This window comes from Pseudomonas sp. 29, from assembly GCF_002754355.1.
Classification (GTDB): domain Bacteria; phylum Pseudomonadota; class Gammaproteobacteria; order Pseudomonadales; family Pseudomonadaceae; genus Aquipseudomonas; species Aquipseudomonas neuropathica.
The window spans coordinates 3,669,500-3,686,175 of the sequence record NZ_PEEY01000001.1; the positions used below are offsets into that span (position 1 = coordinate 3,669,500).

General features: G+C 61.1%; 13 protein-coding genes. 5 read left to right on the top strand and 8 right to left on the bottom strand.

Going from position 1 to position 16,676, the window contains the following annotated elements; genetic code table 11:
• Position 1: 1 nt before the first annotated feature.
• From CLU80_RS16905 to cpaB, 4 genes are read right to left on the bottom strand one after another with little or no spacing between them, the layout of a single operon-like run.
• Positions 2-1,270, bottom strand: coding sequence for a TadA family conjugal transfer-associated ATPase (locus CLU80_RS16905; protein WP_093430272.1), 1,269 nt, complete (start codon positions 1,268-1,270; stop codon positions 2-4).
• Positions 1,267-2,457 carry a CpaE/TadZ family protein gene (locus CLU80_RS16910; RefSeq protein ID WP_099757904.1) on the bottom strand — a complete coding sequence of 397 codons (1,191 nt, stop codon included), beginning with the start codon at positions 2,455-2,457 and terminating at the stop codon, positions 1,267-1,269. Before CLU80_RS16910 ends, CLU80_RS16905 begins: the two co-directional genes overlap by 4 nt.
• Entirely contained in the window at positions 2,454-3,671 is a 1,218-nt protein-coding gene (locus tag CLU80_RS16915) for a type II and III secretion system protein family protein (protein WP_093430274.1), read from the bottom strand. Before CLU80_RS16915 ends, CLU80_RS16910 begins: the two co-directional genes overlap by 4 nt.
• Positions 3,672-3,691: 20 nt before the next feature.
• The gene (gene cpaB / locus CLU80_RS16920) at positions 3,692-4,633 is read right to left on the bottom strand and encodes a Flp pilus assembly protein CpaB (RefSeq protein ID WP_099757905.1); all 942 of its coding nucleotides are present in this window, start codon (positions 4,631-4,633) and stop codon (positions 3,692-3,694) included.
• A 331-nt stretch (positions 4,634-4,964) separates the two neighbouring features.
• On the opposite strand from cpaB, the gene CLU80_RS16925 reads away from it, so the two are divergent.
• The 4 genes from CLU80_RS16925 to CLU80_RS16940 all read left to right on the top strand — a co-directional run bounded on the left by CLU80_RS16925 (position 4,965) and on the right by CLU80_RS16940 (position 8,925).
• Positions 4,965-5,174 (top strand): Flp family type IVb pilin, encoded by a 210-nt coding sequence (locus CLU80_RS16925; RefSeq protein ID WP_175559555.1) that lies wholly within the window; start codon positions 4,965-4,967, stop codon positions 5,172-5,174.
• Between the two features lie 18 nt (positions 5,175-5,192).
• Entirely contained in the window at positions 5,193-5,405 is a 213-nt protein-coding gene (locus tag CLU80_RS16930; RefSeq protein WP_093430276.1) for a Flp family type IVb pilin, read from the top strand.
• A gap of 72 nt (positions 5,406-5,477) precedes the next feature.
• The gene (locus tag CLU80_RS16935; protein WP_093430277.1) at positions 5,478-5,885 is read left to right on the top strand and encodes a response regulator; all 408 of its coding nucleotides are present in this window, start codon (positions 5,478-5,480) and stop codon (positions 5,883-5,885) included.
• Positions 5,886-6,516: 631 nt separating this feature from the next.
• Positions 6,517-8,925 (top strand): autotransporter family protein, encoded by a 2,409-nt coding sequence (locus CLU80_RS16940; protein WP_099757906.1) that lies wholly within the window; start codon positions 6,517-6,519, stop codon positions 8,923-8,925.
• Between the two features lie 144 nt (positions 8,926-9,069).
• On the opposite strand, the gene CLU80_RS16945 is transcribed toward CLU80_RS16940, so the two are convergent.
• The 4 genes from CLU80_RS16945 to CLU80_RS16960 form a co-directional block, all read right to left on the bottom strand.
• Positions 9,070-10,740 (bottom strand): ShlB/FhaC/HecB family hemolysin secretion/activation protein, encoded by a 1,671-nt coding sequence (locus tag CLU80_RS16945; RefSeq protein ID WP_099757907.1) that lies wholly within the window; start codon positions 10,738-10,740, stop codon positions 9,070-9,072.
• Between the two features lie 134 nt (positions 10,741-10,874).
• On the bottom strand, positions 10,875-12,431 hold the full coding sequence (locus CLU80_RS16950; protein ID WP_099757908.1) for a collagen-like triple helix repeat-containing protein: 1,557 nt from the start codon (positions 12,429-12,431) through the stop codon (positions 10,875-10,877).
• Positions 12,432-12,730: 299 nt separating this feature from the next.
• Positions 12,731-13,585: a MaoC family dehydratase gene (locus CLU80_RS16955; protein ID WP_099757909.1), complete on the bottom strand. Its 855-nt coding sequence runs from the start codon at positions 13,583-13,585 to the stop codon at positions 12,731-12,733.
• A 2-nt stretch (positions 13,586-13,587) separates the two neighbouring features.
• A complete protein-coding gene (locus CLU80_RS16960; RefSeq protein WP_099757910.1) occupies positions 13,588-14,940 on the bottom strand; it encodes a 3-oxoacyl-ACP reductase in 1,353 nt (450 codons plus the stop codon).
• A gap of 284 nt (positions 14,941-15,224) precedes the next feature.
• On the opposite strand from CLU80_RS16960, the gene CLU80_RS16970 reads away from it, so the two are divergent.
• Entirely contained in the window at positions 15,225-16,502 is a 1,278-nt protein-coding gene (locus tag CLU80_RS16970; RefSeq protein ID WP_099757911.1) for an acetyl-CoA C-acetyltransferase, read from the top strand.
• The last annotated feature ends 174 nt before the right edge of the window (positions 16,503-16,676 follow it).

Sequence of the window (16,676 nt, forward strand, 5' to 3'; positions counted from 1 at the left end):
GTCAGCCCAGATGTGTCTCGTGGCGCAGCTTGTCGCCGGCCGGATTGACGGCTTCGCGCAGGAAACCGAAACCGCTGCGGCGGTCGAGGCGGAACAGAGTATTGGTGACGTAAACGTCTTCGCGAATGCCGACCACTTCCACGACCTCGCTGACGCAACGGCGCCCGTCAGGCATGCGCGTCAGCTGGATGATCACGTCGAGGGCGGCGCAGATCATCTGGCGCAGGGTGCGCTCGGCGATGGAGCGACCCGTCAGGCCGACCAGCGTTTCCAGGCGCAGCAGGGCATCCTGGGCGTTGTTGGCGTGCACGGTGCTCATCGAACCGTCGTGGCCGGTGTTCATCGCCGTGAGTACATCGACCACTTCGACACCGCGGATCTCGCCGAGGATGATCCGGTCGGGGCGCATCCGCAGGGCATTGCGGATCAGGTCGCTGGCCTTCACTTCACCATGGCCTTCGGCATTCGGCGGACGGGTTTCCAGGCGCACCACGTGGGGGTGGCCGAGCTGCAATTCGGCGACGTCTTCGATGGTCACCAGACGTTCGTGCGGGTTGATCAACTGGCTGAGAATATTCAGCAGCGTGGTCTTGCCGGTGCCGGTGCCGCCGCTGATCAGGATGTTGCAGCGCTTGCCGACGGCATCCTGGAAAAACTCGAAGATCGACAGGTCGACGGTTTGCATGGCGATCAGGTCGCTGCTTTTAAGCATGTCCTTGCGGAATTTGCGGATCGACAGGCAGGGGCCGTCGAGGGCAATCGGCGGAATGATCGCATTGACCCGGCTGCCATCGGGCAGGCGTGCGTCGACCATCGGTGAGGACTCGTCGAGGCGCCGTCCGAGTGGTGCAAGGATGCGCTGCATCACGCGTTCGACGTGATGCGCATCGATAAACCGCAGGTCACTCTGGTGCAGCACACCGTCGCGTTCGATGAATACCCGATGCGGGCCGTTGACCAGAATCTCGGTCACCGAATGATCGCGCAGCAACACCTCCAGCGGACCGAAACCGGTGAGTTCGTCGACGATCTCCTCGGCCAGGCGCTCCATTTCGTAGCGGGAAATCGCCAAGTGCAAACGGGCGATGTACTCGGCGACCTTGTCGGTGACGAACTGTGCGAGTTGCTGACGAGAACCTTCCAGCAGGTTTTTTCCCGACTCTTCGAGGGCGTCGATGATGTACCGATGCAGGACCAGTTTCAGGCCTTCGTGATCGCTGTTGCCGCCGCTGCTGCGGGGCGCAGCGCCGAAGAGTTTTTCTGCGCTCATGAGGTGCCTCGCAAGCGGTCGAACCAGGTGACTTTGGGCTTGGCCAGACCCTCGGAACGTTTGGCCAGGCGCTCACCGAGGGTGCGCAGGCTCTGGGTAAGTTTTTCGCGCGGGGCCAGTTCGAACAGGCTGACGCCCTGGTTTTTCGCGTTCAGGCGCACTTCTGGAGTGAGGGCCAGCGTGGCGATCACTTCCAGATTGAAGGTCTTGCCGAGGGTTTCCGAATTGGGCGCGACGCTGCTCAGGTAGCGGTCGATCAGCAGCCGCCCGTGGTCGAGCTTCATGCCTTTTTCCCGCCACAGATTGAGCACGGCGAGGTTGCGCCGGCAGTTGAGCACGTTCTGGTCGGTGTACCAGAGCAACTTGTCGCAGTGGCTGACAAAGGTGCGCAAGGCTTCACTGTCGGTCTGCCCGGTGAGGTTCACGACGATGTGCTGGAAGTGCTGGCGCAAGGCGCTGAGCAACATGTACAGCTCGGCGGCGCTGGTGTTTTCCAGCGGCTCGTCGTTGCTGGCGTAGGCGAGAATGCGCAAGCCGGCTTCAGCGCTGGTGAAGGCGCTGTCGATCAGCGTGGCGTCGAGCCGGCGCAAGTGACGCAGGGCATCGCCAAAGTGAAACGAACTTTCCAGCCCGAGCAGGGCGAGGCTGTCACCGCGCGGCAGACCGAGATCGAGCAGCAAGGTTTGCTGACCGCTCTTTTGCACCACCAGGGCCATATGGTTGGCCAACAGTGCGCCATCGGAACTGCTCTGCACGCCATACATGACCGTAAGGCCGCCCAGTTGCGTATTCGGCGCCACGGGCGGCAGGCGTTTACTCAAGCGTCGCACCAGCCCGGAGACTTCACTGGAGCGCGAACCGTAGGCGACAAAATCCCGGGCCCCGGCACGCATGGCATTGAGCACCAGCTGATTGTCCATGCCGTCGCCGAGGGCCACGATCGCCAGCATCGGTTTGGCTTCCAGCGCGCCTTCGATCAACGCGCTCTGGGCGACCACGTGTTCGCGATCCAGGCCGACGAACACCAGACTGGCAAAGGTGACGTCGACCAACGCCAGCAGCTCATCCAGGCTGCCGCCACCGGCGCTGACCACTTGGCCGAGCGGCGCGAGCGCGCCCTGCAGCCACTCCAGATCGGTGCTGTTGCGGGTGATGGCGAGAAAGGTCTGGCTCAGGTTCTGGCTCATTGCGATAACCCGCTGCGCTTGTCGAAATTGCCGTTTTCCAAGAAGAACATGCGGTAGAAGTTCGGGTCGTAATTGCGCAGTTTTTCCCCGGGCAACGACGGCAACTGGGCATCGGCGGCCAATGGCTGCACCAGGTGCGGGGTGACGATCATCAGCAGTTCGCGCTCTTCGCGCTTGATCTGCGAGCCTTTGAAAAAAGCGCCGAGCACCGGGATGTCACCGAGGCCGGGAAACTTGTTCACCTGCGAGCTGTTGGTGGTGCTGATCAAGCCACTGATGACGAAACTCTCGCCATCGCCCAGCGACACGCTGGTGTCGGTGCGGCGGATAGTCAGCGCCGGCACAGTGGTGCCGGCGATCTGTACGGCGTTACTGAAGTCCAGTTCGCTGACTTCCGGGGCGACCTTCAACGCGATGCGGTCGCGACCGATGATGGTCGGCGTGAGGGTCAGGCGGATGCCGAATTCCTTGTATTCGATCGACACGCTGTCGCTGCCGGAGCTGGGCACCGGAATCGGAATTTCACCGCCGGCCAGAAAGCTTGCGCTCTGCCCGTTCAACGCCACCAGACTTGGCCGCGCGAGGGTGTAGGCGAAGCCGCTGGTTTCCAGGGCATTGATGATTGCCATGGTCTTGCCGCCGATCCACGAGAAGTTGAACAGCGAGTTGTCCACCGGCAGGCGGGGCTGCGGCACCCCGTCAATCGGCGGCAGGGTGCCGGGCGAACCGAAGAGGAAATTGCCGCGCGTACCGATCAGTGAGGCGGTGGCTTGCTTGAGTTTGGTGCGGCTGACTTCGACGAAACGAATGTCGGTCTGCACTTGCGACGGCAGGTTCGGATCATCCGACGGCAGACTGCTGTTCAGCGCGGCGGTGGCGGCGCCCTGAACGAACACCATGCTCTGGCGCGGCTCGCTCGAACACGACGTCCAGACCATCAGGCTGGTGGCGCCTGGTGCAACACCGGTGAGCAGAAAGGACGAACTGCCGTTGGCGTGGACGTCGGCGATTTTCGGGTCGCCGATGGCCAGACGCGTGATCGCCACGGGGGACTGCACGTCCTGCTGAAACCCTTCGCCGATTTCGATCACTGGCGGCATGCGCCCCAGTGCCGAACAATTGCCGACTGCCGCGAACGCAGCGTCCATCGACAGGCCCATCAGTAACAGGGCGCGCAGCATGGGTTTGAATGTCGGCCTGAAACGACTCTGCATGCCCTTGGATCCTTGCGCAGTCATGGGTTTTGTTGGGTGATCTGGTTGCCGCGAATGATTTCCACGGCAGGCCGTGCGGCGCCACCGGAACCACCACTGGACGGTGCTTTCGGTGCGGTGCCCATGGCCAGTTGGTTGAACTGGAAGAGTTGTCGGTTGGCGGTGTCGAGATGGGCCGTGGACTGGTTTTCGCCGGCCCAGTATTTGGCCAGGCGCTGCTCTTCACTGCTGCGTACGGCCAGGCGCAAGGTGCCGGCCTGGGTGGCGAGCATCAGGCGACTGAGCAGTTGCTCCGGCACCGCCAGCACCACGGTGCGCGCGGCGACGCGGCGTTGATCCTGTTTGAGTTTTTCGTCTGCACTCAGGGCCGGCGAGGCCGGTTGACCGTCGTTGGTCAGGCCGTACTGGTCACCCACCCCAAGCACACGCATGGCCGGTAAAACGATCTGTGCCGACTGTTCGAGGTTGCTGGAATCCTGGCGCAGGTAGAGCAAGACATCGACGTAATCGCCGGGAATCAGTTGCCCGGCGGCACCGATCACTTCGTCAACAGCCACGGTGAGCGCGCGTTCGTCACTGTGAATCATGCGTGCCAGTGAACCGCCGGCGGTGAAGCTTTCATCGTTCAGCCAGGTGCCGGCGCTGAGGTGCCGCCAAGGTGTGCGGCCAATGGCCTGATCGACAGTGCTCAAGCTGCCCGCCGGTGCACTGCGCAGTTTTTCCACCGCTACATCGGCGGCGGTCAGCGCAGTGAAGGGTGGCACGTCGTGCAGCAGCACCACCACGGGTTGGCGGGTCTGGTCTTCGGCGATCGCGACAGTTTTTTCAACAGTGACAGTTGGGGCGACGGGGGCGACGGCGACGGGCGCTGGTTGACGACTGAGTACCAGTCCCCAGTAACCGACAAAAATGGCTCCCAATAACAGGATGGCTGCAAGGCCCATGGTGACGCGACTGTTCATGACGGCTCTCCCTTTCCTGCTGCACTACCCACTGCTATTGCTAACGAGAGAAGTTCCCAATCCGGCAGCTATGAACATGCAACTATTTCGCTATTTCCACGCTAGCTGATCCAAGCCAAAACGCCATTACTGACAGGAAAATAACTCACGAAAGTATGAGTCTTGGCCAATTAACAGCAGCCGATGGCAAAAACACGATTGGATTAATACTTTCCGGTTAATCCGTTCTTACAGTTGTTGGGTGGGGGTTTGTTGACAATGCTCAAATGGCACGGTGGAACCTTGCCGCTGTAGTGCGACATCGGCGCCAGAGGCGCGAAGGAGTGGATGTATGTTCCAGATGATTGTTGATTACTTGATGGCCAGAGTGCGTCTGTTGTTCAGAAACGAGGAGGCGGCATCGGCTATCGAGTACGCGATCGTGGTGGCGATGGTGGCCGTTGTGGTTGTGGCATTTGTGACCCCCCTCGGTAATCGAGTGTTGTTCTACTTCAACAGCATCTTGACCGGACTTGGCGGCCAAACCGTGACCCGACCCTGATGACGGAGGAGAACTGCGATGCTTTTTGAATATCTGATGATTCGTGCCCGCAGTTTCCTGGCCGATGATGACGCTGCATCGGCCATCGAGTATGCGATTGTGGTGGCGATGGTCGCTGTGGTGGTCATTGTGTTCGTTACGCCTGTGGGTGGCCGAGTGTTAATCATGTTCGATAATCTGTTGGTCGCGTTGGGCGGATCGACGGTGCAGACGCCACCCGCGACACCCTGAGTTGAACGAAGCTCAATGCCCGGCTGATGTCGGGCTACACTCGGGTTCACTTTCAGTTTTCAGGGATTGCCCATGACTGCTTCCTCGCTGCCGCGCCAACAGTTGCTTCTGGTTGACGATGAAGAGGACGCGTTGCTGGAGCTGGCGGAGTTGCTCGAGGGGGAGGGGTTTGTCTGTCATACAGCGACGTCGGTGAAGCTGGCGTTGCATCATCTGACTCGCCATCCCGATATCGCGCTGGTGATTACTGATTTGCGTATGCCGGAGGAGTCCGGGATGTCGTTGATCAAGAGGTTGCGTGAGCATACTTCTCGGCAGCATTTGCCGGTGATTGTGATGTCGGGGCATGCGGATATGGAAGACGTCAGTGATTTGTTGCGGTTGCAGGTGGTGGATCTGTTTCGCAAGCCGATTTATTACGTCAGGTTGTTGGAGACTTTGGATAATTTGTTTCCCAAGCCTAAGGTTCAGGTTGGCTGAGGTTGAACTCGGCGGCCTCTGGGCCGACCGTGCTTTGGGTGTTTTGGGTGAATATCCGTTTTTTTGGGTGTTGCAGCTGGCGGTTTCGCCCTTACGGCGAGGCACTTTTTCCAGACGCCGAAAAAGTACCCAAAAAGGCTTGCCGCAACGTTCGGCCCACTCGCTGAGGCTCGGGGTTCCTTCGCTCCGGGATCGATCCGGGGGCAGCGCCTACGGTTTGCTTCGCTGCACCTCCTCTCGCTGTGTTTGGCTTCGCCAAACGGTCGCTACGCTCCCACCCCCGGATCAATCCCTCCACTCAGCCTGCCGACGCGGCCGGTGAGTCAAGATCAAAAGCTGCAGCCGAGCTAACGCTCATCCTGTTGAGTGGTGAAGGGCAGAGGTGATGCGGGGGTTGGTGCATTGCTTTTGTTCTTCTGTAGGAGTGAGCCTGCTCGCGATGGCGGTTCGACTGCTGGTCGGGTTCTTGAGAATTTGGCGCCATCTCTTTGACTTTTTGGTGGTATCAAAATGATGGCTCCTGTAGATTCCCCGCGCCCGAGCCAGGACACATGGCGGGCCGGTAGGGATGCCTGTATGAGTACGTGAACCCTGCTGAAACTGTTTTTCATGTTTTCGAAGGGACTCTCGTTTGAATACTTCTTGTCTGCGCCGCTCTTTGCTGGCGCTTTCTGTTGCGGCTTCCGCTGTCAACGCTCCGGTTACCGGGGCTGTCACGCTCAATTACGATCTGGGTAGCGGACCTCTGGTCAGCGTCAACCAGACTTATGACTTCCTGAACCTCGTCGGTGTAGTAAACGTCGCCGAGAGCTCGCCATCGGCCATGACCAGCGCCGCTCAATTCTCCGGTTCGAGGGTCAATGCTGAAATCATCAACAAGGCCGCGATCACTATTGATGGTGCCACCCACGGTGTCGGGATCGACATCAAGTCGGCGGGGGTGTCTTGGGTCGAGCTGGACTCGAACTTCACCAACCAGGGTTCGGTGACGGTCAATGGTCTGGCCAGCAATGGGGATTCGACGGGTATTGCCATTAAGGACATGCCGATCACCGGCAACTTCAACAACACCGGTGCTATCAACGTCTCCGGCAATAACGCCACAGGGGTTTCGCTGATCGGCACGACCATGGGCTACGGCGTGACCAACGATGCCGGTGGCTCCATCATCGTCAGCGGTAACAACGCTCGTGGCATTTACCTGGAGAACACCTCGCAGTCCATGCCGATCTTCAACGCCTCGACGATCAAGGCCACTGGCAGTGGCGCGGAAGGTTTGACGTTGAACGGGGCGGCGTTTGTACCCCAGCCTGGCAATACCGCCTACAGCCTTTTCAACAGGGGCACCATTTCCGGCGAGAGCATTGGCATCCATGTGAGCAATCAACCAGCGGCGCAAGGCTCATTCAATATCACCTTGGGGGGAGGCTTGGTCGAAGGCTCGACGGCGGCCATTCAAGTGGACGATGGGACGAGTTATTTGTATTGGTGGGGCGGTGACGTCAAAGGCGATTTGCTCGGGCTGTCGGGGATGTCGGTCGATGGTGAGGTCGACTTCTATGGCTCGGTGATCAAGTCCGGTTATGTGGCCATTCAAGAGGCCACGTTGACCTTGATGCAGCCTCACACCACGATCATCGGCAATCTGGACATGGAGGAAGCGGACTCGAATATCGCGATGTCGGTCGGCAATGACACCGACATCAACCGGGCGATTCTGACGGTCACCGGCACCACCGAGATCGCGCCGGGCGGACACCTGCAATTGCAGGCGCGCTCTAGCGATTTTCGCACGGCCGCTGGCGGCAACCGTTACACGTTGATCCGTTCTGGCAATCTGATCGGCGGCGAAAACCTTACGGTCGAGTCGACCTCGGCATTGCTCGAAGTCAAAAGCTATGGCGTTGAGGGCAACGACGTTAAGGCGCTGGTCAGCACCAAGTCGCAAGATGTGTTAACACAAAATACCCTCGATGCCGGTGGCAGCCAAAACGCTGCTTCTGCTCTGGTCGGACTGTCGGCCTCGCTGATGTCACGTCTTGGTGAACAGGATCCGGTGTTCCAGGCGTTTGCCAACGCCAGCACCAACACGCAACTGGCGCGGCTGGCCGAGACACTCAGTCCGGACGTCAGCCGTGGCGTGCTGCACGCCGCCACCAACAGCCAGACGCTGGTTTCTGACGTGATCAACGGCCGCGCCAATCGTGCACGCACCGCCATCGGCAGCCTGGAAAAAGGCGTTTGGCTGCAAGCCCTCAGCAGCGATGCCGACCAGGATGCCCGTCGCGGTGTCGCCGGTTATGACGCCGATAGCCACGGGGTTGCCGTTGGTGCCGACGGTCAGTTGACCGCCGACACATCGATCGGTCTGGCTTACAGCTACCTCGACACCGATGTGAAATCCGATCTCGGCAGCAAAACCAAAGTGACCGGCCATGCGCTGACGGTTTACAGCAACTGGACGCGTGACAACTGGTTTGTCGACGCTTCGCTGATGTACGGCTGGAACGACAACGAATCCAAACGCTACATCGCCGGCACCCGCGCCAAAGGCGATTACGACAGCGATGTATTCGGCGTTAGCGCCTTGGCCGGTTATACCCTGCGCCTGACCCCGGGTGTGGTGCTGGAGCCGCAGGTCGGTGCGCGTTACGCCAACGTCGGCATGGATTCTTATCGCGAGAAGGGCAGTTCGGCAGCGCTGAATGTCGGCGGCCAGCGTTACGAAGTCGGTGAGATGGGCTTCGGTGCGCGCCTGGCCGCCGATTTTGCGCTCGGCACCGGCAGTCTGGAGCCTGAGGCGAAAGTCATGGCCTGGCATGACGTGATTGGCGACAAGGTTGCGACCTCCTCATCGTTCGTACTCGGCGGCGATTCATTCACCAGCCGTGGCACCACACCTGTGCGTGACAGCTATGAACTGGGCCTGGGCGCCAACTACCGGATGGGCGCGTGGAGTGTCGGCGGTTCGTACAACTACGTAACGGCCAGCGGTTTCAATGCCGACGGCTTTACCGCGAAGGTGCGTTACGCGTTCTGATCCGCATCACGTAAAACCTGTGGGAGCGAGCCTGCTCGCGAAGACGGTGTGTCAGTCGACAGATTTGTTGGCTGATCCAGCGCTTTCGCGAGCAGGCTCGCTCCCATCGTTGTTTTGATTCACGGTCGGGGTGCAATCCCGGCCCTACAACTGATAGCTGAAACTAATGCTGTACCGCGTCCGGCGATTGAACGTGTCCAGTGCTTCATCCGACATCGCCTTCGCCGCTTCCAGCGCAATGTTGTAGTACTTGGCATCGCCAAACCGTAGCCCGATCGCCGCCGATGACAGGTTGTTGGCCTTTACCGGCAATTCGTTGAACCAACTGCGCGAGCGATCAAGCACGACATACGGTTGCAGGATGCGTACCCAGTTGCCGTCGCGGTTGAAGCTGTAGTTGACCTCGTACGCCACGCCCCAGCCCTTGTCGCCGGACGCTTGATCGTCGGGATAACCACGACCGAAGTTCTGCCCGCCGAACACCGCGCGCTCGCTGTCGGGCAGGGTATCGTCGCTCCAGTACAGCGCGGCCGACAGCACCCCTTGCCAGTTGTCGAGGAACTTGTCGCTCTGTACGCCAGACAGGCGCAGGCGAAAGAAGTCGAGGTCGATGGCGTTGTTGTTGGTTTTCGCGCCCATGCTGTCGAGGCCCTGGTACACGCCGCCGCTGAGGATCCGCAACTGGCGGGCATCGGCCTTGCGCCAGTCGCTCTCGAAGGCGAGGGCGCGGATGTCGGTGCGTTCTTCGACACTCAGCGGGAAGCCGATTACCTTGTAGCGGGTCTTGTCGTTGACCGCGTAAAGCCTTGAACCGGCCGTTAGCAGTTCGTTGGAGGCGGCAATCAGTGGCAAGGTGAAACCGATCGAGTAGCGGTCGTTTTCGCGGTGCGGTTTGAGTTGCAGGCCATTGTCGAGCAGGACATTGGTGCCGGGGTCAGCACGGTAGCGTGAAGCCGACAGCGCCAGTTGTGCGCCCTCGTCATTGAGGAACTGGTTGTAGTCGAGCCGGTAGTAATGTTCGTGATCGTCACCCGGTGGAAACAGGCCGCTGAGGGTCAGTTGCTCGCCCATCGCGGTTTGCGAATTGCTGCTGACACCGAGCAGGGCCTGGGTGCCGTTGCGGTTGTCTTCGGTGGTGCTCAGCGTGCTGGTGAAGGGTTTGCGACTGGCCTGGGCCACCAGCGTTGTGGCGCCGTCGGTGGTGCCGGGCGGTGGCACCTGGGCCTGGATCGTCACCCCGGGAATGCGCGTCATCAGCGTGGTGTAGCGCTCGAACGTCTTGCGGGTCAGCGGCCGCTCGGTCTGAATCTTCGCCGCCAGTTTGTCGAGCAGCGCTTTGACCCGGCCGACATCGCCCTGGATCTGGATATCGCGGACGTAGCCTTCCACCAGCACCACGCGCGCTACGCCGTCATTGAAATTTTGCTGCGGCAAGAACGCGTAGGACAGCAGGTAACCGTCCTGCTGATAGCGTCGGGTGATGTTGCGCGTGGCCTCGATCAGCTCGGCGAGCGTGGCTTGCCGGCCGATCAGGGGCTTATAGATTTCGGCGAGTTCGTTGAGCGGGTAGAGGGTGCCGCCTTCGATCTGCACGGTTTGCAGTTTGATCTTGGTGTCCATCAACAGCGGTTGCGCAGTGGCGGCACCAGCGTCCGGTACTTGCACCGGCGTGGCGCTTGGGCGATAGGCGTCGGCCGGCAGGTTCGGCACCGGCAGATTGCGGATGGTTTCGTTGCTGTTGAGAAAGCTGGGCAGGGTGTCGGCGAGGGCGGCGGAACTGAGACTGAGGAACAGCAGGGATGCCATTACGCGCATAGGACACTCCATGGTCAGATCACGGCACTGGGCTGAATTTTCCTAAGAAAAAAGGCGGAAGACTCGTGGGAATCTTCCGCCCTCAACCAAGCGTAGGCGCTGTAGGTGAGGCCGTCGAATCGGCCAGGTGCAATTTAGCGTGTGTTGCCTCCCAGAGTGCCAGTCAGACCACCGAGTACACCGCCCAGACCGCCACTGGTGGTACCCCCGCTGGTACCGCCGTTAACCAGGCCACCGACGGCGGCGACGGTGCCGCCGACGTTGCTGACCAGACCACCGACTGCGGTGGTGACCGGGTTGTTGGTCGCAGCAATGCTGCCGCCGATACTGCTGACCGCGCCGCCCACCTGGCCGGTGAGACCTGCAACAGGTGAGCCGATACCGGTAGCGGCGCCGAGTTGCTGAGTCACGTTGGTAACGCCACTGGTGACCGGGTTCAGGCCTGCCCCCAAGGTTCCGCCAACCGTGGCCAGAGGTGAGGTGGTTGCGGTGATCGGGGTGCCCGAACCGCCGAGTACGGTGTTGAGCGAAGCCACTGTGTTGCCGGCCGCTGCGAGGACGTTGCCAGGCGCTGCGAGAGTGCCGTTGCCTGCCGCCAGACCTGAGCCGACATTGACCACCGCGCCGCCAACGGTTTGCAGCAGGCCAGTACCACCGAGGCCACCGCCCACTCCACCAGTACCCGAACCAGTGCCGTTGGACACCAGACCACCGGCCTTGGCGACTGCGGTGCCGGTATCGCTCAACGCGCCGCCGAGTGTGTTGGTCAAGGCGTTGCCGTTACCCGCATCGGTAACATTGCCGCCCAGTGTGTTCACCGCACCACCGACTTGCGCAACCACGCCTTTGAGTGGATCGCCAAGACCTGTGGTCGCGCCGAGTTTGTCCGTGGTGCTTTCAACCATCGCAATCACTGGCACCAGACTACCGCCGAGTTTGTTCGTCAATTGGCTGGTCGGGCCGCTGGTCAGCGTGGTGTCGAGGGTATTGCCGAGCATGGTGACTTTCTCGCCGACACCATCAAGCAGCGGCGCGACTTTGGTCACCACACCGCCCACCACCGGTACGCTGCCCGTCGCAGTGGACAGCTTGGCGCTGAGGTCGGAGACGCCGTTGCCAACATCCGTCACTACACCGCCAACCGAAGCAACGGTGGTGGTCAGGCCATTAGGGTCGGTGGCCAGTTTGCCTACGCCATTGGCGACGCCATCACCCAAGGTGCTGACAACATTGCCTGCGGTGTTGGCCGCACTCTGCACCACACCACCGACCACCGGTACGGTACCCAGCGAGTCGCCGATCTGGCCAACGCCATCGCCGACGCCAGCGACGGTCTTACCGACATCCTGCACCAGGGTGGTGGTCACCAGCGGTGTGGTGGTCGGATTGGTCGGGTTGGTCGGATCCGTTGGGTCTGTCGGGTTGGTTGGATTGGTCGGATCGGTGCCACCGGTTCCGCCAGTACCACCTGTGTTCCCGGTCCCGCCGGTTCCGCCTGTGCCTGCAGTATCACCGCTGCCGCCCGTACCGCCAGTACCCGAGGTGCCGCCAGTGCCAGCGGTGCCGTCCGCCGCAGAACTGCCGGAGCTGCTGTGATGGCCGCCACCGCCGCTGCTGCAGCCGGCGAGGCCGAGGGAGAGAATCAATGCCAGAGCTATTGCCGATTTGCACCACACATCTTGAGTTTTCATGATTGAGATTCCTTGCACCTGTCACAACGTTCGTTGTCTTCGATGGCTCGCCGATCTGTTGTCGGTGATGCCTTCGCCCGTTGTGCTCAATCTCAGTCCAGAGGCAGGTTTCAGGCCATTCTCAAGTTGGTATTAACGCCTTTATATATAAGGTGAAGTTCAGCGCCTAAGGACTAATACCCAGGATATAGCCGGACAAAAAAAGGCCTTGATAATCAAGGCCATGGTTTTTTCAGCGGAAGGCGGAAGGACGGCGAAAACTTAAGTTATATACACACAATTAACGGTATCCCGCGTGCTCAGGCAATCGGTTGCCACTGCCCGACCATATGCTCCAGGTCTTGCGCACCGATCAGCCGCAACTCACCACTGGACCCCGCCGCACTCGCCAGCAGGGTCACCTCACTGGGCAGGCGCACCGGTTTGCGAAAGTGCACGGCGATCTCAAGGTTGGCCTTGGGCAAATGATCGTTCAGCGCCGCGAGGGTCCGCGCCTTGTTCCACAAACCATGGGCGATCGCTGTTGGAAAGCCAAACAACCTGGCACTGGCCGCACTCAGGTGAATCGGGTTGTAGTCTCCGGACACTTTGGCGTATTGCCGACCGATATCGGCCGGGGCTTTCCAGCGCGCCACCTCCACCAGCGATTGCGACGGCTCCCAGGTCTGCTCGGCCGGCTCGCCCTCAAGTTTCACACCGCGACAGAGCATCTGGCTTTCCGCTTCCCACAGCGGCCCGAGCTGATCATCCAGGGTGGTCAGCAGATCGAACGTCGCACCTTTGGGATGCGCTTGCAGATTCGTCACGCGCACGCTGACCTGCGCCCGACCGATCCCGCCCATCGGGCGCAACACGCGAATGCGGTTGCTCAGATGAATCAGCCCCAGCAGCGGGAACGGAAAGGCTTTGGCGGTGAGCAATTGCATCTGCAATGCAAAGGCGAGGATGTGCGGATAGGTCGGCGGCAACAGACCGTCATCGACGAATCCGCAGACCTTGCGATAGCCCGCCAGGCGTTGGCCATCGACATCGACCCAACAGCGCAGGCCGCTGTCGGGTAATTGGGTGCCGGTGATTTTGCGTCGCGTCGCCGCCCGTGCGTAGAGCCCAGGCAGGCTCGGTTCGCGATCCAGCGTATGCCATTCGATGCTCATGCCTAAGCCCCCAGAACGCTTTGTCCGCAGACCCGCAGCGCCTGCCCGGTGAATGCTCCGGTGCCCGGTTGCGCCAGCCACGCGACGGCTTCGGCGACGTCTTGCGGTAAACCGCCCTGACCGAGCGAACTCATGCGTCGGCCCGCCTCACGCAGGCCAAACGGAATGTGTGCAGTCATTTGCGTCTCGATAAAACCGGGGGCGACGGCATTGATGCTGATCCCACGTTCCAGCAGCGTAGGCGCCCAGGCTTGCGCAAGACCAATCAGCCCGGCCTTGCTCGCGGCGTAGTTGGTTTGCCCGCGATTGCCGGCAATGCCGCTGATCGAGGCCAGCAGAATCACCCGCGCGTTGTCGCGCAGCGTGCCGCTGTCGAGCAGGGCCTGGGTCAGCACTTGCGGTGCGTTGAGGTTGACCGCCAGCACCGCGTCCCAGAATTCCGGGGTCATATTGGCCAGGGTTTTGTCGCGGGTGATGCCGGCGTTGTGCACCAGAATATCGAGGCCGTCAGGCAGTTGTTCGATCAATTGCGTGGCGGCGTCGGCGGCGCAGATATCCAGGGTAATCGCGCGGCCGCCGAGGCGGGCGGCAAGGGCTTCCAGATCGGTCTTCGCCGGCGGCACGTCGAGCAGGATCACCTCGGCGCCGTCGCGCGCCAGGGTTTCGGCAATCGATGCGCCGATACCGCGAGCCGCACCAGTGACCAGCGCCTTGCGTCCGGCCAGCGGCCGGGTCCAGTCAGTCACTGGCGTCGCACAAGCTGTCAGGCGAATCACCTGCCCGGACACGAACGCACTTTTCGGCGAGAGGAAAAACCGCAGCGGGCCTTCCAGTTGATCTTCGGCGCCCTCACCGACGTAGATCAGTTGCAGCGTGCCGCCGCTGCGAAGTTCCTTGGCCAGCGAACGGGAAAACCCTTCCAGCGCTCGTTGCGCACTGGCAGCAAACGGATCACTGAGGGTTTCCGGCGCACGGCCAAGGATCACCAGATGGGCGCTGTGCTCAAGATTCTTCATCAACGGCTGGAAGAATTCGCGCAGTTGCTTGAGCTGGTCGGTATGCAGCAACTCGCTGGCGTCGAACACCACGGCTTTGAGTTTCGGGCCGTGGCCGGGAATCCATTCGGTAGCGGTTGCCGGTTGTTCGCCGTAACGGTAGATGCCGTCGGTCAAACGGTTGGCGAAGGCACTGACGCGCTCCGCCAGTGGCCCGCCGCCGATCAGCAGCGCCCCTTCCACCGGCCGCAGGCGCCCGGCCTGCCAGCGTTCCAGCCGCACCGGCGACGGCAGGCCCAGCGCCCCGACCAGGCGATGGCCGATGGACGAGTTGGCGAAGTCGATATAGCGGTCAGACATGGAACGCTCTCCAGAAGTTGGGGTTCAAAGTGTGGACTACCGATGGCAATCAATCGTTCGATCCACGCAATAAGGCCTACGCTAGAACAGCAGAGTAGTTTGCCCCCGGCGTTTGTGTTGCCGAACCCACAGTCAGAAACACAGCTGACCCCCTGTAGGAGTGAGCCTGCTCGCGATAGCGGTGTATCAGTCAAGAAATGTTTATCTGACCCACCGCTATCGCGAGCAGGCTCACTCCTACAGGGGATCGGCGTGAATTCAAACCTTCGGAAAAGGAGTTATTCATGAGTCAGCTGCGCCGCGTCGCGATCATCGGCGGTAACCGCATTCCCTTCGCCCGTTCCAACGGGCCGTACGCCACGGCGAGTAATCAGGCGATGCTCACCGCCGCCCTCGAAGGCCTGATCGAACGCTACAACCTGCACGGCCAGCGCATTGGCGAAGTGGTGGCGGGCGCAGTGCTGAAATTGTCACGAGATATGAATCTGACCCGTGAATGTGTGCTCGGCTCGCGTCTGTCCCCGGCGACGCCCGCCTACGACATTCAGCAAGCCTGCGGCACTGGCCTGGAAGCGGCGATCCTGGTGGCGAACAAGATCGCCCTCGGCCAGATCGAGAGCGGCATCGCCGGTGGCGTCGACACCACCTCGGACGCGCCGATCAGTGTCAGCGAAGGCCTGCGCAGAATCCTCTTGCAAGCCAACCGCGCCAAGACCACCGGCGACAAGCTGAAAACCTTACTGCAGTTGCGGCCGCAACACCTGATCCCGGAATTTCCGCGTAACGGTGAACCGCGCACCGGCCTGTCGATGGGGCAGCACTGCGAACTGATGGCGCAGACCTGGAACATCCCGCGTGAAGATCAGGATCAACTGGCCCTCGAAAGCCACCACAAACTCGCTGCGTCCTATAGCGAGGGCTGGCACAACGACCTGATGACACCGTTCCTTGGTCTGACCCGCGACAACAATCTGCGCCCGGACCTGACCCTGGAAAAACTCGCGACGCTGAAGCCCGCCTTCGAAAAAAGCGCGAAAGGCACGTTGACGGCAGGCAACTCCACGCCGCTGACCGATGGCGCGTCTGTGGTGCTGCTCGGCAGTGAAGAGTGGGCGAAGGAACGCGGCTTGCCGATCCTCGCGTACCTGCGCGATGGCGAAGCGGCGGCAGTGGATTTCGTCAACGGCGCCGAAGGGCTGCTGATGGCGCCGGTGTATGCCGTGCCACGGTTGCTGGCACGCAACGGGCTGACCTTGCAGGATTTTGACTACTACGAAATTCATGAAGCGTTCGCGGCGCAAGTGCTGTGCACGTTGAAGGCCTGGGAAGATCCCGAATACTGCAAAACCCGTCTGGGCCTTGATGCGCCGCTGGGTTCGATTGATCGTAGCCGGCTGAATGTGAAGGGCAGTTCGCTGGCGGCCGGGCATCCGTTTGCGGCGACCGGTGGGCGCATCGTCGCGAACCTGGCGAAGTTGCTGGACGCAGCGGGGAAGGGCAGGGGGTTGATATCGATTTGCGCGGCGGGTGGGCAGGGCGTCACCGCCATCATCGAACGCTGACGCTGAAAGAGCCCCTCACCCTAACCCTCCCGAAACGTCGGACCGCCCAAAGGGAGAGGGGACCGATTGGGGGATGCTTCAGAGGTGCGCCGACCTGAGAGAGTCGTGCTGAATCCAGAATCGAACCGATTTGGAGAATTCTGCCAGTCCATAATCGACGCGGTATTTCAGGTC